This window comes from Kitasatospora cinereorecta (genome assembly GCF_024172095.1).
GTDB lineage: Bacteria > Actinomycetota > Actinomycetes > Streptomycetales > Streptomycetaceae > Kitasatospora > Kitasatospora cinereorecta.
This window is the reverse complement of the sequence record NZ_JAMZDX010000008.1, coordinates 273,467-297,349: the sequence shown is the minus strand read 5'-3', so window position 1 is coordinate 297,349 and position 23,883 is coordinate 273,467. Positions and strand designations below refer to the sequence as shown.

The 23,883-nt window shown below is 71.6% G+C and carries 16 protein-coding genes, 1 tRNA gene and 1 pseudogene; 8 read left to right on the top strand and 10 right to left on the bottom strand.

The features are described 5' to 3' along the window. The first annotated feature begins 542 nt into the window (after positions 1-542). Positions 543-773: a hypothetical protein gene (locus FHR36_RS36620; protein ID WP_253804497.1), complete on the top strand. Its 231-nt coding sequence runs from the start codon at positions 543-545 to the stop codon at positions 771-773. Between the two features lie 126 nt (positions 774-899). On the opposite strand, the gene FHR36_RS36615 is transcribed toward FHR36_RS36620, so the two are convergent. The 6 genes from FHR36_RS36615 to FHR36_RS36590 form a co-directional block, all read right to left on the bottom strand. After that, positions 900-2,408, bottom strand: a complete 1,509-nt coding sequence (locus FHR36_RS36615) for a hypothetical protein (RefSeq protein ID WP_253804496.1) — start codon at positions 2,406-2,408, stop codon at positions 900-902. Between the two features lie 52 nt (positions 2,409-2,460). Beyond that, positions 2,461-3,033, bottom strand: a complete 573-nt coding sequence (locus FHR36_RS36610; RefSeq protein ID WP_253804495.1) for a hypothetical protein — start codon at positions 3,031-3,033, stop codon at positions 2,461-2,463. A gap of 164 nt (positions 3,034-3,197) precedes the next feature. Further along, positions 3,198-4,154, bottom strand: a complete 957-nt coding sequence (locus tag FHR36_RS36605) for a PIN domain-containing protein (RefSeq protein ID WP_253804494.1) — start codon at positions 4,152-4,154, stop codon at positions 3,198-3,200. A gap of 468 nt (positions 4,155-4,622) precedes the next feature. After that, entirely contained in the window at positions 4,623-4,790 is a 168-nt protein-coding gene (locus FHR36_RS36600; RefSeq protein ID WP_253804618.1) for a hypothetical protein, read from the bottom strand. 28 nt (positions 4,791-4,818) lie between these two features. Continuing rightward, positions 4,819-5,556 carry a hypothetical protein gene (locus tag FHR36_RS36595; RefSeq protein ID WP_253804493.1) on the bottom strand — a complete coding sequence of 246 codons (738 nt, stop codon included), beginning with the start codon at positions 5,554-5,556 and terminating at the stop codon, positions 4,819-4,821. A gap of 5 nt (positions 5,557-5,561) precedes the next feature. Further along, the gene (locus FHR36_RS36590; protein ID WP_253804492.1) at positions 5,562-6,134 is read right to left on the bottom strand and encodes an RNA polymerase sigma factor; all 573 of its coding nucleotides are present in this window, start codon (positions 6,132-6,134) and stop codon (positions 5,562-5,564) included. A 1,024-nt stretch (positions 6,135-7,158) separates the two neighbouring features. Here FHR36_RS36590 and FHR36_RS36585 point away from each other — a divergent pair. The 3 genes from FHR36_RS36585 to FHR36_RS36575 all read left to right on the top strand — a co-directional run bounded on the left by FHR36_RS36585 (position 7,159) and on the right by FHR36_RS36575 (position 12,875). Beyond that, the gene (locus tag FHR36_RS36585; RefSeq protein WP_253804288.1) at positions 7,159-8,379 is read left to right on the top strand and encodes an IS256 family transposase; all 1,221 of its coding nucleotides are present in this window, start codon (positions 7,159-7,161) and stop codon (positions 8,377-8,379) included. A gap of 139 nt (positions 8,380-8,518) precedes the next feature. Further along, positions 8,519-12,439: an NB-ARC domain-containing protein gene (locus FHR36_RS36580; protein WP_253804491.1), complete on the top strand. Its 3,921-nt coding sequence runs from the start codon at positions 8,519-8,521 to the stop codon at positions 12,437-12,439. A 356-nt stretch (positions 12,440-12,795) separates the two neighbouring features. Continuing rightward, positions 12,796-12,875 (top strand) — tRNA-OTHER (locus tag FHR36_RS36575). Positions 12,876-13,101: 226 nt separating this feature from the next. Here the strand turns inward: FHR36_RS36575 and lexA are convergent. From lexA to FHR36_RS36560, 3 genes are all read right to left on the bottom strand, one after another. Continuing rightward, a complete protein-coding gene (gene lexA, locus FHR36_RS36570; protein WP_253804490.1) occupies positions 13,102-13,806 on the bottom strand; it encodes a transcriptional repressor LexA in 705 nt (234 codons plus the stop codon). A 40-nt stretch (positions 13,807-13,846) separates the two neighbouring features. Next, a complete protein-coding gene (locus FHR36_RS36565) occupies positions 13,847-14,920 on the bottom strand; it encodes a DNA polymerase Y family protein (RefSeq protein WP_253804489.1) in 1,074 nt (357 codons plus the stop codon). Between the two features lie 154 nt (positions 14,921-15,074). After that, positions 15,075-18,551: a DNA polymerase III subunit alpha gene (locus tag FHR36_RS36560; protein WP_253804613.1), complete on the bottom strand. Its 3,477-nt coding sequence runs from the start codon at positions 18,549-18,551 to the stop codon at positions 15,075-15,077. Between the two features lie 226 nt (positions 18,552-18,777). On the opposite strand from FHR36_RS36560, the gene FHR36_RS40430 reads away from it, so the two are divergent. From FHR36_RS40430 to FHR36_RS36540, 3 genes and pseudogenes are all read left to right on the top strand, one after another. After that, entirely contained in the window at positions 18,778-20,067 is a 1,290-nt protein-coding gene (locus FHR36_RS40430; RefSeq protein ID WP_407660890.1) for a DNA glycosylase family protein, read from the top strand. A gap of 103 nt (positions 20,068-20,170) precedes the next feature. Next, positions 20,171-20,572 (top strand): annotated as a pseudogene (locus tag FHR36_RS36545) (DNA-3-methyladenine glycosylase family protein); the annotation flags it as partial. 530 nt (positions 20,573-21,102) lie between these two features. Beyond that, complete coding sequence (locus FHR36_RS36540; RefSeq protein WP_253804488.1) at positions 21,103-21,447, top strand: hypothetical protein; 345 nt, start codon at positions 21,103-21,105, stop codon at positions 21,445-21,447. A 618-nt stretch (positions 21,448-22,065) separates the two neighbouring features. Here FHR36_RS36540 and FHR36_RS36535 read toward each other — a convergent pair. After that, complete coding sequence (locus tag FHR36_RS36535) at positions 22,066-22,650, bottom strand: pentapeptide repeat-containing protein (protein WP_253804487.1); 585 nt, start codon at positions 22,648-22,650, stop codon at positions 22,066-22,068. A 743-nt stretch (positions 22,651-23,393) separates the two neighbouring features. On the opposite strand from FHR36_RS36535, the gene FHR36_RS36530 reads away from it, so the two are divergent. Next, positions 23,394-23,723: a DUF8825 domain-containing protein gene (locus FHR36_RS36530; RefSeq protein ID WP_253804486.1), complete on the top strand. Its 330-nt coding sequence runs from the start codon at positions 23,394-23,396 to the stop codon at positions 23,721-23,723. Positions 23,724-23,883 lie beyond the last annotated feature (160 nt).

Below are 23,883 nucleotides of genomic sequence, written 5' to 3'. Positions count from 1 at the left end.
GTGCGGCACCGTGCTGAAGACTCGCGGCATGGACGAGACCGTGGGCCTGGACGACAAGACCGTGAACGACGCCCTCGAGGGCACGCTGCCGTGGCTGGTCCCGGCCGGCCTGGCCACCGAGGCACTGACGGCGCTTGACCGGCCGCTGCTGGCCTGGATCCAGGACCCGGAGTACAACGAGTTCGACTCGGCCGACTTCTACGCCGAGCACCGCGAGGCCGGCGACAAGCTGTCGAAGCTGGAGAAGCGGATCGCCAAGCTGCCGGTGCGCCAGTCCTGGTGGATGGAACGGGTCTGGACACCGGACGAGGAGAGCAGCGCCGCGTACGACACGGCGTACGAGAAGACCGCGGTGACGATCGGCGACCGCCGGCTGCACCCGAGAGACCTGGACGCCTACACCACCATCGCCTACGAGGTCGCCGGCCTCCACCAGGGCGACGAGGACGGCCTCGACGACGAGGACGACGACCAGGGCGACCTGCCCGGCGACCTGGACCTCGCGCTGGAGTGGGCCCGCGCCGGAGTGGGCCCGCGCCGGAGTGTGCGTCCTCCAGCAGTCCCTGCCCTGGCCGTTCCGCGACGTCCTGCTCTACGGCGAGCTCGACAACCGCCCCGCCCACCGCATCCTCTACTGCTACGCCGACCTGCTGCGCCGCCGCGACCCGAAGGCGGCCGCGCCGTGGTTCACCGCGCTGGTCTACCTCAACCCGAACGACAACCTCGGCGCCCGGTTCATCGCCCCCGGCGGTCCCCAGTACCCCGGCTTCTGAAGCGGATCGCACCGTCCCGGTGCCGCGCGTTCGGGCACCGCCGGCTGCACGCCCGGCACGTGCTGTGCCTGACGGCTGCGGGCCCGGGACTGCAGTCGGGGTCCCCGGCCCGCAGCGTCGGTGGTGTCAGTTCGCCGACTTGGGCGGGGTCATCCGCGCGTGGAGCAGCTTGGCGCGGTTGAGTTCGGTGCCCTGTTTGTGGTCTTCGTTGAGCAGGGCGGTGAGGCCTGCGGGGGCTTTGCTCCCGTGGTCGTCGAGGCTGATGGGGGTGGTGGGGTTGTCGAGGAGTTGGTTGATGACGTGTGCGGCTTCGGTGGGGCGGTCTCCCCAGCCGTCGCCCCACCAGAGGTGATCGCTGGTGGTGCACGGGGCTGGGTGGGTCTGTCCGTCCGTGGTGGTGATCCAGAGGGTGTCGTGCAGGGTGACGGAGGCCAGTTCGCCTCGGCCTGCGGGCAGGGAGAGCGGGGCGTAGAAGAGCCAGGTGGCGCTCTTGCCGTCGTCGGGCTTGGTGCGGACGACGGGCATGTCGGTGAGGGGGTCGATGAAGAAGTCGTCCACCTCCTTGCCTTCGGCGAGGGTTGCGTGGCCGGCGGTCGGGTCGCAGATGGTGAGCCTGCGGGCCCACCGGTCGGCGACGGTGCCGGGCTTCGCCGGGACCTCGGTGAAGTGTCCGTACGGGAGCAGTTCCGGCTGGTAGCCCAGGGCGATGTCGGCGGCCGCGACCGCGTCCGGCTGGGTGCTGGTCACGATCTGCCGCCAGCCCCGCCGGAGGACTTCCTCGTCCTCTTCGACAGCGATGGGGTGGGCCGTGTCGTCGGGCCGTGCCGCGACGACCAGGTTGGTCTGCAGGCGATCGCTGTGGCTGGTGTAGATCCGGATTTCCGACCTGATGCCGTCGATGCGCTGGTTGCGGATCGCATCGGCCATCGCGGTCAGCGCGCTGCGGGCCGCCCGAGCGAAGACCGGGTTCTCGGCTGCGCGGCGCAGGGTCTGCTCCCGGTCATCGACCGGTACGGCCGCAACCACGGCGGGGGAACCGGGCGCCCACTGGCGGATGACGTCGGGGCGGCACAGCAGGCGGGGCCACCAGGGCAGGGACTGTCCGGCAAGGTCTGCGACGCGGCCCCACTGAGCCTCGTACTCGATGCGCGGATGGGCGGTGTCGGCGGCGACCAGGGCGGGCCCGGTGTGGCCGATATCGCCGTACAGGGCGCAGACGGTGGCGATCTCTCGGTTGCGGTCGGCCGCGAGGTCGATGGCCATCGCTGAGGCAGCCTTGCTGCGGGTGGTGTGGAGCACGCGGATGGTGCCGATGGTGGTGTGCCAGTCGGTGGCGGGTCCGTATTTGGTGTCGCGGTAGCCGAGGTACTGGCCGGGCCGGCGCTGGCCGGGCAGTGGCCGGTTCAGGAGGGCGCCGCGGTGCTGGAATTCCGAGGTGGCGGCGGCCCAGGTGTACAACCGGGTGCCGTCCCATCGCGGGCCGGGGTCCGGGACGAGCGGATCGCGGTAGTTGTCGTTCTCGACGGGGGCGGGGAAGTTCTCGTGCTGCCGGGGCAGCCGCCACATCCCGAACGAGCTCACACCGAGCAGGTCCTGGACTTCCGTCTTGCTGAGGTAGGTGGTGCGGACGGCCATTCAGCTACTCCCACGTGTTCGGAGACGGATGTGTGCTGGTGCGCGGCCCCGGTCAGGCGGCGTCCGCGGCGCCGTGGACGCCGCGGGGCGAGCCGTCGAGCGGGTCGCTCCTGCGCAGCCAGCGGCTCGCGGTGCGCAGCGCCTTGTCGGTGTGGATCCGCGGTTCGTGCCACAGCCGGGTCAGCCAGCGGTCGAGGTTGCGGCGGTCGCGGTCGGTGCCGCGCACGGCGGACGGGACGGCTTCCACCGGCTCGTCGTGGTCTTTGCGGAGGACGAGGACCAGGTGGTCGGTGACCAGCCGGGCGATGCTCTCCTCGGTGCCGAAGCCTTCCTCGGTGAGGATCTCTGCCGTCCCGCCCGGGCCGCCGCCGCCGTAGCCGGCGCAGCAGGCGGTCAGCCACAGTTCGTTGCCCGCGTCGTCGATCAGGACCAGCTTCGGGGACTGCGGCCAGGCGTGCTGGGGCCCGCTGCCGGTGTTGGCGAAGCGGCGGCCGTCCACGATGACGTCGTCCTCGGAGAGGTAGGCCCGTGCCTCGATGAAGGTTCCGAAGTGGTGGCGGTTGTCGCGCCAGAAGCGGAGGCTCGCGGTCGTGGCGTCCTGCCCGCCGTCCGTCAGGATCATCATGCTCCGCACCCTATCGATCACGGTGAGCAACTGCGGTGGGAATGCGAACAGTCGGATCGACTCGCCGGGCAGCGGGTCGATCCGGGCCAGCCACCGCCGGGCGGCGCCCCGCGCCGGGAAGGGCAGCGGCTCCGGCGTCCGGTTCGGGCCGTCGGGGCCGTTGCTCAGTTCGGGGCGTCCGCCTGGCTCGGCACGAGGTCCTCTTGGACCTCGACGGTGATGGTCTCCAGGTCCCTCGCCAGGTCGGCTGCGGCGAGCTGGTCCGCGGGGATCAGGTACTTGTCGTCGAGCTTGCGGGCCGCGAGCCGCCAGGAGAGCGCCCGTGTCCGTACACCGTTGTCCCGGGTCACGACGAGGACTTCATGCGGCGCGATCGCCTGCTGCAGGGCGGCGGCCCGGGAGACCAGCTCGTCGTCGTTGTTCGGCAGCCTGCGGTGCCCGGGCTCATCGGCGAGAATCCGCAGTGCGGTGCCGTCCGGCAGGGTGGTCCAGCCGTCGGCGTCGACAGCGGTCAGCACGTCCTCCAGCAGCTTGAACACCCCGCGGGCGCGTCGGCGGACCTTCTCCGACTCGGTGAAGGCCTTGGTGTCGATCTCGTCGACGACAACGTGGGGGATGACGACCGCGGTGCCTGCGCCGTACTGCCGCTGCCACGGGATCTTGTCGAAGCGCTGGTAGTGGAGCAGGTCGTTGGTGTCCAGCACGAGTGTGCGTCCCTGGTGCCCCTTGTGACGGTCCTTCACCAGCCGCACCTCGTTGGCGACCTCCGTGAAGTAGTCCCGGAGTTCGGCCAGCTCCGTGTTGAGCAGGATCGGCAGCCGTACCTCGTCAGGACCGGTGACCAGGATGGCCTGGTACCGCTCGCCTCGGAGTCTGGCCACGATCGATGGGTCCGCGAAGACCGCCCGGATCGCGCGCCCCGCCTTCCCCGTCCAGTCGTCGTACCGGCGTACGGCTGCGGTGAGCTCTGCCCGCTGGGAACTCGACCTCAGGCTCCCGGGGATCGACACGCCTCCAGGGATGTGCGGCATGGCGGTCTGCAGATCGTTCAGGCCCTGCGCCATCAGCTCCTCGACGAACCGCAGTGCACCGTCATAGGTCTGCCCACTCTTCAGCTGCACCGGAACTCCGTCCGTTCCCTCGCACGGCACCGACGGTCGGACCGTGCCGCGCATCATCGCAGCCGCCACGGACATCTCGGACTACCGGAACGGGCGGCAGCCCGCGAACGGTCCCCCACCGGCTCAGCATGCGCAGCCCGGCCGGCTTCACCCTCCGGCGCGGTGCAGCCGGGTCCTGAACTTGAACGCCGTCCAGCGGCGCTGGGACAGCTCGCCGGCCGCGCCGTCCCGGCGCGGCCGAAGCCCGGACGGTCGGTTCAACTTGCTGGAGGTCCTGGTGCGGCGATGCTGGGCGCCAGTGGTGCCGTTTCCGGCGGTACGCTGCCGGGCCCTGAGAAGGCACTGGAAGGCCGGCACCCCGCCCTGGGGTGTCGGCCTCCTCCGTTGCAGGGTGCGGCCGGGCGGCGCCGCCGTCCCGGACCGCGGCCCTCAAGGTCCTGGCCTGTTGCGGTTCGGCGAGGCCGAAGCCTACCGGGCGTTGCGTCGGACGAGGACCTTGAGGACCTCTCGGGCGTCCCGGCGGCGGTCGGCGGTGCGGGCGGCGACCGCGGTGACGGCGGCGATGGTGATTGCCAGGGTGTACCAGGCGGTGCTGGCGGCGGTGATGAGTGCGGCGTTGTGCAGGACGGGCGACACGGCGGGTCTCCTGGTGGTTGGCGTGGTGCTACTGGCAGACGAGGTCGTGCAGCTGCTCGGCGATGGTCTCGGTGGGCAGGACGAAGACGCCGAAGCGGTCGTCCTCGCGCACGGTGTCGAGGTCGTCCACCGTGCTGCGCAGCTTGGGGTCGGGCCGGGCGAGGTCGGTGGTGTCGTCGGGCAGGTGCTGGCTGTGCCAGGGGATGTTGAAGAGGTAGAGGTCGAGCCGCGGGATGCTGGGCGGGGGTGGCATGGCGGGGAGGGAGGGGTCCGCCTCATCCATGAGCTGGGCGGTCTCGTGGTACCAGTGCTCCGCGTCGCGCAGTTCGCCGAGGGCGGCATGGTGGAGGAAGAGGGCGTAGGCGGCGTTGCTCTCGCCGGAGCCGGCGGCGAACTGGAACCAGAACTGGGCGTGGCGGGGGTGTCCGCTGAGGTAGAGGAGGGCGGCGAAGACGAGGCCGCCCTTGGGCTCGATGTCGCGGGAGGTGACGATCAGTCCGTGGAGGTGGTCGGGGGCGTCGTCGTCGTTGATGATGCAGGTGGCGAGGGTGCGCAGGTCACGCTCGGCGTGTTGCTGGAAGGTGAGGGCCCGGCCGTCGGACTCGGGGCGGGCCGGGCGGGGGTCGTCCCGTCGGGGGGCGGCCTGCTGCTGCTTGAGGGCGGCGATCTTCGCGGCGATGCGGCGGCGGCCGGCCTGCGGGTCGTAGCCGGTGAAGTGGGCGTAGGGGGCGGCGGCGTAGGCCAGGTGGTCGAGTTCGGTGTGCACCGGTTCTACTCCTCGTCGGATTCGGAGACGGCGAGCAGCGTGAGCTTGCGGAGCTTGCTGTGGGCCTGGTGGACGAGCACGCGGACGGTGCCCGGGTTGATGCCCATCACGGCTGCGGTGTCGGCGGTGCTGTACTCCAGGAAGCGGGTGAACAGCAGCGCGTCGTACTGGCGCTCGGGCAGGCGGCTGATGGCGTGGTAGATCCCGAGGCCGTCTTCCAGAGCTTCGAAGACGGGGCGGGTGGCGCGGTTGGCGGCGTTCATGAAGAGCGTCTTCTCGATCAGCATGAGAACTTCGCCGCGCTGGCGGCGCTCGGTCTCCACCATGAAGCGCAGCAGTCCCCAGGCGTAGCCGACGGGGTGGGAGCGGGTGAGGACCTGGTCCCATTTGGCGCCGAGGTCGGCGAAGACGTCCTCGACCAGATCCTGGATCTGCTCCGGCTCGCTGAGGGTGAGCTGCGCGCGGGCGTAGTCGAGGTAGCGCTGGTGGTACTGCTCGAAGAAGGCGTCGAACGCTATGGACACCAGCGGCTGGTGGTCGCCGGGTTCCTGGTCGCCGTCGCGGCCGTCGTGGTTCACGCGGTGGCCGCCGGGTCGGATGCGGCGCGGTGGCGCTCGGCAGAGCCGGGGTGGTCGGCGGCGGGCCGAACCCAGTCCTGGCCGGCCATCGGCGCGGGCTGTTGGCGGCTTGGGCGGACTGGGCGGATGAAGGTGCTCACTGCGGGGCCTCTCGTACTTGGCGCTGTCGTTCCGTGTGGGGGCTGTGACTTCAAGTGACAGCCTTCCGGGTCGGGGCGGGTTTCGTTTAGCCGCGACGAGAAGAAAGTTGCGGAGCGTGTCAATCCGCCTACCGAGTGGTCATGCGGCGGGCCGGCCCGCCGCCGCCACAGCCTGTCGGTCCGGGAGGCGAGCACGACCGCGGGCGGCAACCCTGTAGCCGCCCGCACCGAGTTGCCGCAGCTGTCGGCGTGCCGTGGAAGCCCTGCCCTGGATGGCCGCCGCCGGCCGATCCGGCGAGACGGGACTGCGGCGCTGTGCCCGAGAGATCCTTCGCCCCGAGAGGCCCGGTCCGGTGGGGTATGACAACCCGTGGCCCCGCCCCACTGACGGACCGGCACTCGTGGCGCCTCTGGTGGGACTGCGGCCCCTCGCGCACCTATCCTGGCCGCGGAGTGCGCTGGGGCAACCGGGTTCCTGATGTTGATAGGGCTCTTTGAATTTGGGTCTGGCCGCGATTCCGTGAATGATCTTCCACCCGGCGCCGGGCACCCGGCGGGTGGCCTTGTCGTGGAGCGCGTCGACCGCATCCGCGCTCAGCACATCGTGACCGTGCACGGAATCGCAGCCGGGCCGGTCGTCCGCGAGCCCCTCGGCGGCGCCGGTGCACGCCGTGCGGGGACTCCACCGGCCCGGCCCCCGTGGCCGGGGGAGAAGCGGCCGGTGGAGGGGCTGTCACGGCAGGACGTCCGACCGGCAGGATCCGGAGCCGGACGGATGGCGTCCCGCCGAGTGGTGTAGCAGGGATCTTGGTGTAACCCCTGGTCATGAAGGAGCCATCGCGCAACTCTCCGAGTAGGAAGGCTCGTTGAGTGAGAGGTGCGCGATGGCCTTGTCCCAGTCTGACCTACTCCGCCTCATGGAGTCACTGCGTACGGCGGATGGAATCGAGTTGATCAGGGCTGTCGCCCAGCGGATGCTTCAGGAACTGATCGAGGCCGAGGCGACCGCCCGGATCGGCGCTGAACCCGGCGAGCACACCGAGGCCCGCACCACGTGGCGCAACGGCCACCGCGACAAGACCCTGACCACGCAGGCCGGCGACCTGGAGCTGGCCATCCCCAAGGTCCGCACCGGCAGCTTCTTCCCCAGTCTGCTCGAGCGCCGACGCCGGATCGACCAGGCCCTCTACGCGGTCATCATGGAGGCCTACGTCCTGGGCGTGTCGACCCGCTCGGTCGACGACCTTGTCAAGGCCCTGGGCGCGGACACCGGGATCTCCAAGAGTGAGGTCTCCCGGATCTGCGCGGACCTGGACGAACAGCTCACCGCCTTCCGCGACCGGCCGCTGGGCCACACCCGCTTCCCTTACGTCTACCTCGACGCGACCTACTGCAAGGCGCGGGTGAACCACCAGATCGTCTCCCGGGCCGTGGTCGTCGCGACCGGGATCACCGAGGACGGCGGCCGCGAGGTGCTCGGGCTGATGGTCGGCGACAGCGAGACCGAGGTGTTCTGGGCCGAGTTCCTGCGCTCCCTGCGCGAGCGTGGCCTGACCGGGGTCCGCCTGGTCATCGGCGACCACCACAGCGGTCTGGTCAAGGCGATCCGCAAGGTCATGCTCGGCGCGGCCTACCAGCGCTGTCGCGTCCACTTCCTGCGGAACGTCTTCACGGTGATCCCGAAGGAGGCCGGCGAGATGGTCGCCGCGACCATCCGGACGATCTTCGCCCAACCCGCCGAAGCCGCGGTCCGGGCCCAGCTGGACACCGTCGCCGAGATGCTCGGCAAGCAGTTCCCCAAGGTCAGCCAGATGCTGCTGGAGGCCAAGGACGACCTGACCGCCTTCGCGGCCTTCCCCGAGCGACATTGGAAGAAGATCCAGTCCACCAATCCGCTGGAGCGGATCAACCGCGAGATCAAGCGTCGCACCGACGTCGTCCAGGTCTTCCCGAACGACGACGCGCTCCTGCGGCTGGTCACCGCCGTGCTGTTCGAGATGCACGACGAATGGATCGCGTTCCCTCGCCGCTACCTGCCCGAGGCCAGCATGGAGAAGATCTACCCCGCCAACCCCGGCCGCGACGAACTCCCGCTCACTTCATGACTGTTGGCGCACGACCACTACACCACTTCATGGGGCACGACCGCCGGACGGATGTCTTGACGATGCCTCAACTACTGTGCTGGCGGGCCTGGTTGTCGGTACTGTCGGCAGCGTCGTGCGGTACTTTCGAGGAGGTCGCGTGGGCGAATGGGCGGGGCGCAAGGCCGGACCCGTTCCGGGACAGGCGGTGCATCGGGTCGGCTCCGGCGAGGAGCGCACGCCCGCGGAGCGGACCGCGTACCCCGCCGGTCCCACGGCCGACCCGGGTGTCGTGATCGGCCGGGACGCCTCTGTCACCGCCTCCGGTGCCGGTGCGTTTGCCGCGCTCCGGATCGACACAGTGAACTACAACACCACCGTCGTCCATCGGGGGGCGCCGGTGCCCGCGCCGGGCGATGTGCCGCCGCCGCCCGCACCGGTGGTGGAGCCATGGCTGGTGGAGCGCACCGAGCTCGGCGAGGCCGTCGCCGCGGTCCTGGCCGCTGCCGGTTCCGCGGTCGCCCTGACCACGTCCCTGCACGGCGCGGGCGGCTTCGGCAAGACGCGCCTGGCCCGCCAGGTGTGCGCCGACCCGCGCGTGCGCGAGCACTTCCACCGCCGGGTCTACACCGTCACCGTCGGCCGTGACACCCGCACCCCCGAGCAGATCACCGGGAAGGTGATCAAGGTGATCGAGGAACTCGGCGAGCGGGGGCTCTCCTTCCACACCCCGGAGGCAGCGGGCACCCACCTCGGCCGCATTCTGGAGCAGCTCCCGCAGGTGCTGCTGATGATCGACGACGTGTGGGAGAGCGAGCAGCTGCGGCCCTTCCTGCACGGCGCGCCGAACTGCGTGCGGCTGGTCACCACCCGCCGCCCCAGCACCCTGGACGACACCGACGCCCGCCTCATACGCGTCGACCGCATGACCGGCCCGGAAGCCCGGCAGGTCCTCCTCGCCGACCTGCCCCACCACCGGCTGCCCGACGCCCTGACGGGCGAGCTCCTGGCGGCGGCCGGAGGATGGCCGCTGCTGCTGCGCCTGGTCAACCGGCTCATGGTCGGGTACCTGCGCGCCGGGCTCCCGCCCGAGGACGCCGCCCGCTTTGTGCTGGAGCGGCTGCGGGAGGCAGGCCCGACCACGGGCGACAGCAAGCGACCCGCCGACCCCGCGGACAGTACGCAACGGGAGAAGGCGGTGGCCGCGACGATCGAGGCCGCGCTGGAGTGGCTCGGTGAGGCGGGCCGCGAACGCTTCCTGGAGCTCGGGGTGTTCGCGGAGGACACCGCCTTCCCCCGCACCCTCGTCAACGGCCTGTGGCACACCACCGCCGGCCTGACAGCAGGTCAGGCGCTGGACCTGCTGACCGAACTCGTCGACCTGTCCCTGCTGACCGCGGAGCCCGGCAGCGGCGGCCGGTACAGCCTCCACGACGTCCTGCGCGACTACCTCCGCCGCACCCTCGGCCCCGAACGCCTCACCCGCACCCACCACGCCCTGACCAGCGCTGCCGCCCGCGGCCTGCCTGCCGCCGGTCCCCTGGTGCCCGGCGAACCCGCCCCGCAGCACGCCTGGTGGGAGGCGCCGGAGGAGTACGTGCTCGACCACGCCGTCGCGCACCTCCTCGCCGCCGACCTGGCCGGCGAGGCCGAGGCCCTCGCGGGCGACCTGCGCTGGATCGAGCGCCGCCTGCACCAGCGCGGCCCCAATGCCCCCATCGCCGACCTCACTCTCATCGGCACTCCCGACGCGATCGAACGCGCCGCCGACCTCGCCCGCACCGCCCACCTCCTCCAACCCACCCAACCGGCACATTCCCTCACCGACGTCCTCATCAGCCGCCTCACGGACCTCCCCCGCTGGCACAACCAGGCGGTCGCGCACGCCGCACGGCGCACCCGGTCCCGACTCGTCAACCACCTGCCGCTGCCCGACCAACCGCCACCGGCCCTCCGCCGTACACTGACCGGCCACACCGGCCGGGTGGCCGCGGTGGCGGTCTCCCCCGACGGGACCTGGCTCGCCACCGGCAGCAACGACGGGTCAGTGCGAATCTGGGACACCGCCACCGGCACCCCCACCGCGGTCCTCACCGGTCACACCGGATGGGTGTACGCGGTGGCGGTCTCCCCCGACGGCACCCGGCTCGCCACCACCGGCACCGACGGGACGCTACGGATCTGGGACACCGCCACCGGCACCCCCACCGCGGTCCTCACCAGCCACACCGGATCAGTGGAGGTGGTGGCGTTCTCCCCCGACGGCGCCTGGCTCGCCACCGGCAGCAACGACGGGTCAGTGCGAATCTGGGACACCGCCACCGGCACCCCGACCACGACCCACACCGGCCGGGTGGCCGCGGTGGCGATCTCCCCCGACGGTGCCTGGCTCGCCACCGGCGGCGACGACGGGTCGGTGCGGATCTGGGACACCGCCACCGGCACCCCGACCACGACTCTCACCGGCCACACCGGCCGGGTGCCCGCGGTGGCGTTCTCCCCCGACGGCACCCGGCTCGCCACCGGCGACAACAAGGGGTCGGTGCGGATCTGGGACCCGGCCACCGGCACCCCCACCGCGGTCCTCACCGGTCACACCGGATGGGTGTACGCGGTGGCGGTCTCCCCCGACGGCGCCTGGCTCGCCACCGGCAGCTCCGACGGGTCGGTGCGGATCTGGGACACCGCCACCAGCACCCCGACCGCGGTCCTCACCGGCCACACCGGATCAGTGGAGGTGGTGGCGTTCTCCCCCGACGGCGCCTGGCTCGCCACCGGCGGCGACGACGGGTCGGTGCGGATCTGGGACACCGCCACCGGCACCCCGACCACGACCCTCACCGGCCACACCGGCCGGGTGCCCGCGGTGGCGTTCTCCCCCGACGGCACCCGGCTCGCCACCGGCGACAACAAGGGGTCGGTGCGGATCTGGGACCCGGCCACCGGCACCCCCACCGCGGTCCTCACCGGTCACACCGGATGGGTGTACGCGGTGGCGGTCTCCCCCGACGGCGCCTGGCTCGCCACCGGCAGCTCCGACGGGTCGGTGCGGATCTGGGACACCGCCACCAGCACCCCGACCGCGGTCCTCACCGGCCACACCGGATCAGTGGAGGTGGTGGCGTTCTCCCCCGACGGCGCCTGGCTCGCCACCGGCGGCGACGACGGGTCGGTGCGGATCTGGGACACCGCCACCGGCACCCCGACCACGACCCTCACCGGCCACACCGAAACGGTGAGGGCGGTGGCGATCTCCCCCGACGGCGCCTGGCTCGCCACCGGCGGCGACGACGGGTCGGTGCGGATCTGGGACACCGCCACCGGCACCCCGACCACGACCCTCACCGGCCACACCGAAACGGTGAGGGCGGTGGCGATCTCCCCCGACGGCACTTGGCTCGCCACCGGCGGCGACGACAGGTCGGTGCGGATCTGGGACCCGGCCACCGGCACCCACACCGACCACACCGGCCACATCGGATCGGTGAACGCGGTGGCGATCTCCCCCAACGGCACCTGGCTCGCCACCGGCGCCAGCTTCGACGGGTCGGTGCGGATCTGGGACCCGGCCACCGGCACCCCGACCACGACCCTCACCGGCCACACCGAAACGGTGAACGCGGTGGCGATCTCCCCCGACGGCACCTTGCTCGCCACCGGCGGCGACGACCGGACGGTGCGGATCTGGGGCACCGCCACCGGCACCCAGGTCGGCAAACCCCTCACCGGCCACACCGACTGGGTGAACGCGGTGGCGATCTCCCCCGACGGCACCTGGCTCGCCACCGGCAGCTCCGACGGGTCGGTGCGGATCTGGGGCCCGGCCACCGGCACCTCGACCCTCACCGGCCACACCGACCGGGTGAACGCGGTGGCGATCTCCCCCGACGGCACCTGGCTCGCCACCGGCAGCTCCGACGGGTCGGTGCGGATCTGGGACACCACCACGTGGGAACCCGCCGCCATGATGCAGACCGACACCGACCTGACCGCCTGCTGCTGGACACCCTCCGACACCGCTCTCGTCGTCGGCAGCCACAGCGGCCTGTTCCACTTCCGCTTCCACCCCGGCACGGGGTAGAACAGCCGCCGCCCGCGCCCGCGAGCACACCGACGCGGCTGTCCCCGCACCGTGATGAGGACCCTCGGAAGCGGTTCCGGCCGCGACTCCAGGAACGATCACGACGGGCCGTGCGGCGACGTGGATCGAGGTCGTCCACGGCAGGGCAACCAGTCCGGCACTCGACGGCCAGCAGAAGATCGTTCACGGAATCGCGGCCAGACTCGTTTTCGCAGATCCTCATCAATGTGAGTAGGGCGGGCTCGAAACCCTGGTGCGTCCTAGTCGTCCGTGCAGCAGAATCAAGCCGCACGGCCGACCAGGCCGAGTGCCCGTCGTTCTGGTGCCGGCGAACCGCCGGTCCAAGTTCGGGCTCTGCGGGTGTAGCTCAACCGGTCCAGAGCAACCGTCTCTGATTACAAGCGGAAGGCTGAGGGTTCAAATCCCTCCACCCGCACTCCGGCTGCAACTGTCGGCGAGAGGCCCGCCCCACGCCTGGGGCGGGCCTTCGACGTACCGGCACGCTCCAGGGACATGCCTACCGGGGAATACGACACGCTTCGAATACGCGCCTGTTACCAGCTCGACGAGCCAGCCTCACCCCCAGACCAGGTGCAACCACCGCCTGACACTGCGCCACCTCGCCGGATGGTCGAGGCGAGGCCGGCGAGGCGGGGTCGTGCCTAGAGCCGCCGCAGGACGGCGACGACCTTGCCGAGGATGGTCGCGGTCTCGCCCGGGATCGGCTCGTACGCCGGGTTGTCCGGCATGAGCCAGACCTGGTTGTCCTCGCGCTTGAGGCGCTTCACGGTGGCCTCGCCGTCGATCATCGCCGCGACGATGTCGCCGTTCTCCGCGACGGGCTGCCGGCGGACCGTCAGCCAGTCCCCGTCGCAGATCGCCGCGCCGATCATGGAGTCGCCCCTGACGGTGAGGGCGAACAGCTCGCCCTCACCGACCAGCTGACGGGGCAGGGTGAGGACGCCCTCGACGGACTGCTCCGCCAGAATCGGCCCGCCCGCGGCGATCCGGCCGACCAGCGGCACGTACGAAGTGGACGGCCGGGCCGCGCCGGAGGCGGGTGCCGCGGCGGGCCCGCCGGGCAGGCGGTAGTTGGACACCCGGTACGCGCGGGGCCTGTGCGGGTCGGCCGTGATGTAGCCCTTGGTCTCCAACGCCCTGAGCTGGTGCGCCACCGAGGACGTGGAGGACAGCCCGACGGCCTGGCCGATCTCGCGCATCGACGGCGGGTAGCCGCGGCGTTCGACGGAGTCTTGGATGACCTCGATGACCTGGCGCTGGCGCTCCGTCAGGCCGGCTTCGTCGGTGCGGATGCCCGGAGGGCGGCCAGGGAGGCCGCGAAGGGGCCGGGCGGTGTCCTCCGCCATGGTGTGCTCCTCTCTCCGTGGATCTTGGTGGTGTGGCACTCTACGCCCGCCCCGGCCTGTGGTCCACGAACATTCCGTGGCTGCCGTATCGGCTGCGACCTGCGCCGATCACGGGCCGACGAGGTCCTGCTGACAGTACGGCGGGGGCGAGGGTGCCGGTGCCGAAGCGAGCGTTGGCGCGGTCGATGACGGGCTCCAGCGTGCGGGCGCTCTCGGTCGGCCGGTCGAAGGTCAGCTGGACGGCGGCGCTCTGCTGCTCGCCCAGGTCTCCGGCGCGGGCGGTGATCGTACGGATCCGGGCCCGCTGGAGGCCGAGCCGGGTGTGCAGGCTGTAGAGGGCGTCGCGCAGCGCGGGGGTGTGGCTGGTGGCTTCGGGCAGGGTCCGGGAGCGGGTGATGTTGGAGCGGTCGGCGAAGGTGACCTGCAGTTCCAGGGCGCGGCAGGTCTGGTCGGCGGCCCGGAGTCGGGCGCCGAGGTCGGTGACCAGGTGGAGCAGGGTTTGGCGGATCTGGTCGGGGTCGAGGACGTCGCGGTCGAAGCGGGCGGTGGAGGCGATGGTCGCGGGCGGTCCGGAGGGGGTGACGGTGCGTCGGTCTGTGCCGTGGGTGCGTTCCAGGAGCAGGCGTCCGGTGGCCGCTCCGGCGATGCGCTGGACGGTGGCCGGGGGCAGGGCGGCGAGTTCGCCGATGGTGCCGATGCCGTAGCGGGTGAGCTTCTTCTCCAGGGCGGGGCCGATGCCGGGCAGCAGGCGCACGTCTTGGCGGTGGAGGAAGGCCTGCTGCAGGCGGTGGTCGTCGGGCAGGGTGTGGACGGTGCCGGGGGCGGCGGTGTCCGCGGCGATGGTGGCCAGCAGCCGGTTCGGGCCGATGCCGCCTGTGGTGACCAGGCCGTAGCGAGCGGCGAGCCGTGTCTGCAGTCGGTCCGCAAGGGCGGCCGGTGGCAGCCTGAAGTAGCTGACCGCGCCAGAGAGCTGGAGCAGCGCGCGGTCGGGTGGCAGGGCCTGGACGACGGGGGTTGTGTCGGCGAGGACGGCGAAGTGGTCGCGGTAGGTCTCGAAGTCGGCGCGGTGGAGGCGTAGGTGCAGGACGGTGGCCGCGGTGGGGGTGGTGGTCATGGTGCGCTCCGCGGGTGGGTGCTGGTCCTGGCTGCTCGTGGGTGCTGGGCGCTGAACGGTCCGGTGGGTGGCTGCCGGCCGGCCGGGAGGGGTGAACGAGGTCGGCGGGGATCATGCCGGGGTGCCCGGACCGGGCGGGTCGAGGCCATCGCCCTCACCCCGCCGAACCTTGGCTCGCGTGCCAGAGTCGTCCGGCCCCCGCGTCACGGTGGCCGTCGGCGCTGTGCGCCGCGGCGGGGCCGTGAGGGGGGTCGTGCTGCTCGGCGTCGCCGGTGGGCCGGGTGAGCAGGGCCCGGACGGCGGCGGTGCCGCCGGTTTGGTGGGTGTCGGCGATCTCCTTGAGGTTCCAGGCCAGGGTGCCGATGACGGTGACGGACTGGCCGCGGCGGGAGACGGTGCCGCGGGCGAGGATGAGGAAGTGGTGGAACAGGGTGGCGGCGGCCTGGGCGTGGGTGTCGTCGAAGAAGGTCAGGTCCACCTGGCCCCGGTCGCCCTGGCTGCCGTCGTCGAGGGACACGAAGATCGTGCGCCGGCCGGAGCGCATCGGCGGGGTCTGAATCGCGATCTTGGCCCCGGCGACCAGGACGGTCTCGCCGGTCCGGAGGTCCTTCAGCTGGTGTGCGGGGGTGACGCCGAGCTCCGCGAGCAGCGGGTGGAAGGGCTCCATCAGGTGCCTGCTCGCGTCCATGCCGATCACCTCCAGTTCGGCCTGCATCTCCTGCTCCGGTGACATGGCCGGCAGGCCCGTCCGGCCGGGGGCCGGGGCGGCGGGGGGCGCGAGGACGAGCTGATCGGGGATCCGGGCGGCGCGGTGCTGGTGGTGGAGCTCGTCGAGCTGCAGGAGCAGTTCCCGGCGGTGGGCGCCGTGGACGATGGCGTCCAGGGCGCCGATGCGGGCGAGACGTTCGGCGATCGGCTGGGTGGGGCGGGCGCGGGCCCAGAAGTCCGGGATGTCGGTGTAGGGCTGCTCGGCGGCGATCCGTTCGGCGATGTCGGCGGTGATGCCGTGGACGTCGGCGAGGGAGATGCGCAGGCCGAGGCGCCCGCCCTCGGTCTGTTCGGTGCGGTAGGTGCCGGTGGAGTGCTGGACGTCGACGGGCAGGATCGGCACGCCGCGGCGGCGGGCGTCGGCGAGGACCAGCCGCTTGGGGTACATGCCCGGGTCGTGCTCCAGCAGCCCGCAGTAGAACGCGGCCGGGTAGTGGGCCTTCAGCCAGGCTGACTGCAGGGTCGGCAGGGCGAACGCGACGGCGTGGCTCTTGGCGAAGCCGTAGGCGCCCATGTTCTCGATCATCCGCCAGACCTCGTCCACCACGGCCTGGGTGTAGCCGGCCTTGGTGGCGCGCTGCCGGTACCAGGCCTCCAGTTTCGGCAGCCGTTCCGGCTTGGCGAGGGCGCGGCGGGCCTCCTCCCCCATCGCCAGGTCCGAGCGGGTCATCGTCGCGAACACCTTGATCAGCTGCTCATTAAAAATGACCACGCCGTAGGTCGAGCGAAGCGCGGGTTCCAGGTCGGGGTGGGGGTAGCGGACGGGGCGCTGGCCGTGCCGGCCGAGGAGGAAGGGGCGGATCATGTCGGCCTGGACCGGGCCGGGCCGGAACAGGCTGATCTCGGCCACCAGGTCCTCGAACGTCTCCGGCTGGAGTCGGCCAGCGAGGTCGAGCTGGCCGGGCGACTCCAGCTGGAAGACGCCGAGGTTCTGGCCGCTGCGCAGCAGTTCGAACGCTTTCTTGTCGTCGAGCGGCACTTGGGCGCGGTCGTCCAGGTCGATCTTCTGGCCGGTGGTGCGGTCGATCTCGCGGACGGCGTAGGCCATGGAGGACTGCATCCGAACGCCGAGGACGTCGAGCTTGAGCAGGCCGAGACCGTCGATCTCGACGTCCTCCTTGTCGAACTGCATCGCCGGGAAGCCCTCGGTCGGGGTCGGCACCACCGGGGTGCGGCGCAGCAGGGTGTCGTTGGAGAGGATCACGCCACAGGGGTGCATTGCTGTGCCGCGCGGGAGGGCGTCGAGGCCTTCGGCGAGGGTGAACAGGTCGTCGTAGCGGTGGGTCTGCTCGCGGATGCCGGCGAGCTCCGGCAGCTCGGCGAGGGCGGTGGTGATGGAGCGGGCGGTGATGTGCGGGAACGACTTGGCGAGGCGGCCGACCTCGTCCGGCGGCAGGCCGAGCGCGAGACCGGTGTCGCGGATCGCGTGCCGGGCCCGGTAGGTCTCGGGCATGGACAGCGTGCAGACCCGCTCGGTGCCGTAGCGGGCCATGATCCGCCGGTAGACATCCAGGCGGCGCGCACTCTCGACGTCGATGTCGATGTCCGGCAGGCTCTTGCGGCGCAGGTTGAGGAACCGTTCCATGATCAGCTCATGGTCGAGCGGGTTCGCGAACGAGATGCCGAGCAGGTGGACCACGAGGGAGCCAGCGCCGGATCCGCGGGCCTGGACGCGGATGCCCATCTCCTTGACGTCATCGACGACCTGGGCGACCGTCAGGAAGTACGTCGGCCAGCCGAGGGTGTTGATGACGCGCAGTTCCTCCTCCAGTCGGGTGCGCATGGTGGGGCTGCGGTCGTAGCCGAGCCGGACCATGCCGGCGTCGCAGCGCTCTCGTAGGACCCGGGCGGAGGTGCCGGGCGCGACCCCGACGACGTGCTCCTCGGGGAAGTGGACCTGGCCGATGCCGAGGTCGGATGCCGGATCGAGGCGGCAGTCGGTCGCGGTCCGGGCGGTCGTGGCGAGGAGGTGCGCGGCCCCGCCGTGGTCCTGCCCGGCGGCGCGGGCCACCTCGTCCGCCAACGCGGCCATCTCCCTGTGGTCCTTCAGCGTTCGCTCGCCGTTGCAGTTCCGGCCCGGCTGGATCGGCATCAGCAGCCGCGCCGAGTCCAGCACGTCCGCGATCCGGGCCTGGGCCGGGTCGAGGTAGCGGACGGCGTTGGTGATCACGGCGAGCAGATCCAGGTCGGCGGCCAACCCGACCGTGCGGGCGGCCAGCCGCAGCGATCCCGGCACGGTGCCGGTCCTGCGGTGATGGACCGCCTCCAGGCGCAGGTGCGGTCCGAACACCTCGCGCCACGGGGCGAGGAGTTCGGTGGCGGTGTCGGGTCGGCCGGCGGCCAGCGCACGCATCGGCTCGCTGGCGGGGCCGAGGAGCACGGTGAGGCCTTCCGCGTGCTCGCGGATCGCCTCCCAGGGGACGATCGGCTGGCCGCCGCCGCGCGCTGCCCGCTCCGCCCAGGCGGCGGTGATCAGCGCGCACAGGTTCGCCCAGCCCGTCCGGTCCCGCGCGAGCAGCACGATTCTCGGGGCGGACTCGTCGACGAAGGCGCCGCCCCGGGCCGGGGTCCGCGGCCGCCGCTCACTCGGTGCCGTCCGGCCCGGACCGCCGGCGCCCGGGCGGCCGGCGGTATCGGCCGCGGCGAGGAGGGGGACGGCGAGGTCGGCGCCGAACAGCGGCCGCACCCCCGCGGCCGCGCAGGCGTTGGCGAAGCGCACCGTGCCGGCGACAGTGTCGCGGTCGGTCAGCGCGAGCGCGCCGAGCTTCAGCTCGGCGGCCCGGACCGCGAGCGCGTCGGGCAGGCTCGCCCCGTAGCGGGCCGAGTAGCCGGAGGCCACGTGCAGATGCGTGAACACGCGTATCGCCTCCTTGCTCCCACGACCCCCTGACCAGTCCGGATCCCCTCCGTCTCACCAGCCTAGACCCTGTTCGAATATTTGTGCGAACACTTTGCCCTGGTCGGGAGTGTCGGCGTCCCGCCCCGGGCCTGGACCACGCCGCACAACCCGGTCAGGCTGGTCGCGTAGGGTGCCCGGATGCCGCCGGACCTCGACGGCACCCATCCGAGGCGGGCAGGCGGTGACACCAGTGGACGCAGCACGATCGCGCACCTGGACCCCGCCCTACCCGCTGGATCTCGCCGCGGTCATCTCACCGCTGCGCCGCGGGGCCGGCGATCCGACCATCCGCGTCGACGCCGGAGTCGTATGGCGGGCTTCCCGGACGCCGGGCGGGATCGGCACGCTGCGGATCGTCTCCCGGCCGGCGGACGGCGCCGTCGCCGCCACCGCCTGGGGCCCGGGCGCCGACTGGCTGCTGGAGCAGCTGCCGGCCATGCTCGGCGCCAACGACGACCCCGACAGTTTGGCGCTGCCGCCCGGCAAGCTGCGCGAGGTCCAGCGGCGCAACCCCGGGCTGCGCCTGGGTGCGACCGGGCTGGTGATGGACTCGCTGGTGGCCTCGGTGCTGGAGCAGAAGGTCACGGTCACCGAAGCGCACCGGGCCTGGCGGCATCTTCTGCGCCGGCACGGCACTCCGGCGCCCGGACCAGGTACCGAACTCAGCCTGATGGTGGCGCCGTCGGCCCGCGAGTGGGCGCTCGTGCCGTCGTTGTCGGCGTACACCCGTATCTGCTCAGGACGGTACAAACAAAGGTGCTCAGCTCCCTTGGCCAAGACGAGGGCGCTCGGCGCAATCCGGAGGCGGTATGGGCGAGGATCCGGAACACTTCGCCGAGTGATCACGATGCAGCCTGTCCTGGAGATCTACACCCCTGATGGCTTCGACCTGTGGCCTGTCGCCGAGATCGAGCCGTTCGACTTCCTTCCCCTCAGCGGTGAGCTCTCACCCGCTGAGGTCGGGACAGCGGTGATGCGCATCGCGGGCTGCAACGACATCGACCCCGACGGCGACCGGCCGCCGCGCCCGGCCGACGCACTCGGCTCGTTCCTCCACGGACTGCTGACCTTCGACTCCCTCTTCGCAGCCGGCGGCCTGCGGGTCACCGACAACTCCACAGGGGTCACCTTCGTGCCCGGATGCTGCGACGGCCTGGAAGACTGGCGCGAGTGGCACCGCTTCGTTGACGAGGGCAGCCTGCTCGGCTTCGGTCACGAACCCGTCTCACCGCTTGCGGAGCGCTTCGGCGACACCGTCCGACTCACCGTCAACAACGAGCAGACCGACAGTCCAGTGATCGAGCTGTCGGCCACCGAGCTCTGCCACCTGCTCGCCGGCGCCGAACGCGACCTGACCGACTTTCTCGCACTGGCAGCCGACTGGGCCTCCAGGCACCTGCCCGGCCACTGCGGTCCCGTCACAGCCGCCCTCGCCCGTGTTCTCGACCTCCCCGTGCCGACCGAACCGCTGGAGCCGTAAGACAGCGGTCCCGGTCCGACGGGGGCCCGGGATGTCATCGTGTCCGACGCGGTGAGCATGTTCGTGTGTACCTGCCTGAGCACTTCGGCGTGTACGCCGACAGTCGTGGACCTGGCACCGCGCCGGGGTCGACTCGAAGCGCACGGAGACGATCCTGCGGGCGGTGCGGCTCGCGCCCCGGCTGGAGGAGGCCTGCGCCATGGCCGGGCCGGAGGCGGCCGCCCGGCTCACCATGGTGCCCGGCATCGGGCCGTGGACCGCGGCCGAAACCCTGCAGCGCTCCAACGGCGACCCGGATGCCGTCTCCGTCGGCGACCTCCACCTCCCCAACACGGTCGGCTGGGCCCTGGCCGGCCGGGTGCGCAGCAGTGACGAGGAGATGTTGGAGCTACTTGCGCCGTACGCCGGCCACCGCCACCGGGTGTGCCGGCTGATCCGGCTGCTGGGCGTGCGGGCCCCGCGGTTCGGACCGCGCCTGGCGCCGAACGACCACCGCCGGCGGTAGGGCCACCGCCCGCCCCGGGCCAGGATCAGGAGTGTTCGGTGCAGGTCAGCGCGCCGAAGGCGCCCAGCTGCAGGGCCAGAAGGCGAGCGTTGCGTGGGGAGGATGAGCAGCGAGTGCTTCGAGCCGGGCCACCTGTACGAGCACCTACGCCGTGGCCGGCCTTCCGGCGGGGGCGTGTTCCTGGTGGCCTGCGTCGGCAGGGCGCCTGCCGCCTTCGAGGATCCCTCCGAGGCGCGAGGCGTCGCGTTCGGGTGGCGTCGCGGGATCAGCCGGGAGGGCATCCCGCAGCTCGGCTCATACAGCTCTGGTCGGAGTAGCCGGCGCACCGCGAACCTGACGGTCCGCCAGCTTTTTGCTGGTCACCACCACTTGTAAGCGATCGGTAAGCAGGCTGTAAGCGGCTGCGACAAGTATGAGTGTTCCCAGTGCAGGACACCGCTACGGGTGCCGGGGGCATCCCCATGCGGTCCCGCCAACTCGCTCAGCCCACGAGGGAGAACACCATGCGCTTCAGGAAGACTCTTGCCGCTATGGCCATCGCCACCGCGGCGACGGTCAGCGTCGGCATCGCCGACACCGGCACCGCGTCCGCCGTCGACTGGGGCTCCGACAGCGCCACCAGTGCCGGCGGCGCGTGGTACCAGGTCTACGCGAACGGCACCCAGTTCGGCTACCACGTCAACATCGGCCACACCGACGAGCGGTTCTACTTCGCGGTCACGGACGTCTGCGGCTACGAACGGCTCTGGAACTGGAACGACGTGACTCAGTCTGGAGCGAACAACTACCAGGACTACATGCCGTGCATGATCGCGGCGATGAAGCTGTTCCCGACCGACGGCGGCAGCCAGGACGGCCGCACAGTCACCCGCTGACCCCCGAACGGGGCCAACGGCACCATGCGTGAGCTCTGGGTGGGGCCGGCGTCTTTGCCACACCGCACGGTCCTCCGCACCGCCGGGGTGCCCGGGGTGGTGCTGTCGCCAGACGAGCTGGCGCTTCGCGGTCGGGCGCGGCGGCAGGCCGGGAGCGCTGCGCAGGTCGGCCACCAGGTCGTGGTCGAGGTCCTCGCCCGGTAGAACTCCGAGCGCGCCCCGTGCGGCGCACCAGGGCTGGTGCTGGAGGTGACCGGCTCCTCCGGCTGGCTCGGGCTGGGCGTGGGGGCACCTCGGGGCGGAAGGAGTGGGTGCGCTCGTCCGGGCGCGGGGTGTGGCGGCCGCGGGAGCCGGGGCTGTGTGGCTGCCGGACATGCAGGGCGCGGTGTCCGCGGTGGAGGTGGATGAGCCGCCGGTCGAGCTGACAGACCACGCCGCCGGCCGGGCACCGGGCCTGGTGGCCGGAGCGTCCTGACCCGGGCACCGGGTGGTCTGAACGACTCCAGATGGAACGTTCACCCGACCACCGGCCCACGACAACAGCGGTCGGCGGGTCCCGGATGGTGAACCAGCTGGGCAGTCGGCGCGGTTCAACGTCCGCCCAGGGGGATGTGGTGCTCAGCTGTCAGGACCAGCAGGGGATGGAGACGGCGATTCGAAGGCGCTGCTACCACCACTGGTTCCGCCAACCTGGAATACTCCCGGCGCGATCTCCGTAGACCTGCGCCGGATGTCTGCGTCGAAATCGCCATCCGGCCAAGCTGTCTGCAGGGACCACCGTGCGCCCTCCAGGCTGACATCGGTCAGGTCGGCGAATTCCAGGCCAGTGCCCCTCAGATCTGCGCCCCTCAGATCGGCGGCCCTCAGGTTTGCGCCGCTGAGATCAGCGCCCCTCAGATCGGCGCTGCTCAGATCGGAGCCGCTCAGGTCCACGCCGCTCAGGTCCACGCCGCTCAGTCGGGCGCCACCGCGACGGGCGTTGCGCGCGTCCTCTGGGGGATGCAAGGGCCGGAGTACCCCGATCCTCGGTCGGTGGAAGTACCTGCGCCGGGTACTGATGATGAACGTCAAGATCGGCGCGTGGTGATCCTCCCGACCTCGGAAGATCGGATGTGTTCGGGTCACAAGCGACCAGAAGCTCGCACGCCGCGTCGTCGGCTGCACAAGACGAACGTCGGCGAAGACCGGGTGGGACCGGGTCATAAGTGACCACAGCTGAGCAAGAGCGGAGCTAGCCTGCATCAACAGTCCCTTCCGGCTTCGAGTGTTGGGGAAGGGCCTTGCTCTCCCCTTGCGTCAGAGCAGAAGGCACAGCTGCCTGAGTCTGGAGCGTTTCGAGGATCTTGGGTGCAGCCACTCCGGCAAGGATCGCGCCGAAGCCGCCCGAAATCTGACCAGACTCACTAAGCGCAACAGCAACCCCGACTCCCAGAAGCACACGCAGGAGGGTCGCCAGGATGTAGATACTGCGCGGAGCGGCGTTTCGGCCTCTCCACGGCAGCTTCCCGCGGCCCTTGAGACTCGCTTGAAGGTCCGAGATCTCCACTAACGCTGACCCGAGGGCCCCCCAAAGGCCAGCTTGCCACCACTGCACCGGAGCCTCCTTCCCGAACTGATGCCACCTCAGCTTCAGGGTTTCACGAGGGCCCGCCTCCCGAAGTCCCTTTGGCTGGGTCGCCTGCCTGAGCCGCCCGCGAGCCGGCGCCGTGCACCCCAGCCCGGACCGCGGCTGCCCTTGGCCACGGCCGCCCGCCCGGGCGCGGTCGGCGAGCATCCGGTCCGCGTCGGCGGCAGGCTGGTGGGCAGGCGGGCCGGCCGTGGACCCCCGAGCACGGCCGGCCCCTGTCGCCCGGTCAGCTGCCCTCGCGGTGGTCGCCGCCCAGTCGGCCTGATCCGCATCGGCGGGCCTCCGGCCTGCTGTCGTCGGTCGCCCGTACGATTCCGCGGTGGCGAAGAAGAAGATGTTCGAGTTCCCCGATGACCTGAAGGCGGCGCAGGCCAGGCTGGAGCTGGCCCGTGCCGCCCACCACGCCTACCTGGCCGACCTGCCGAAGTGGACCGAGCCGCGGCCGGAGCGGACGCTGCCGGACGGCACCGTCGTCCCGGCCGAACCCGGCTGGAACCCCGACATGCACGACCAGGCGGACCGGCTGATCGAGGCGGAGCGGCAGGCCGCCCACGCGGTGTGGGCGCACCCGTTCTGGAAGACACTGGAGACCGGCGACATCGTGGACGCCCGGACCGCGCTGAAGCATCTGGAGCCCGCCGACGCGTAAGGGATGGGCCGGGCCGGTGACCTGCGGCAATGCGGGAGCGCGCCGCAGGTCCGGGCCGGTGGGCGGTGCGGGACGCTGGGGGCGTGCCCCGTACACGCCAACCCGTGGTGCTGCGCCCGCCGATCGAGGTGATGCAGCCCGTCCCCGTGCGCGCCCTGCC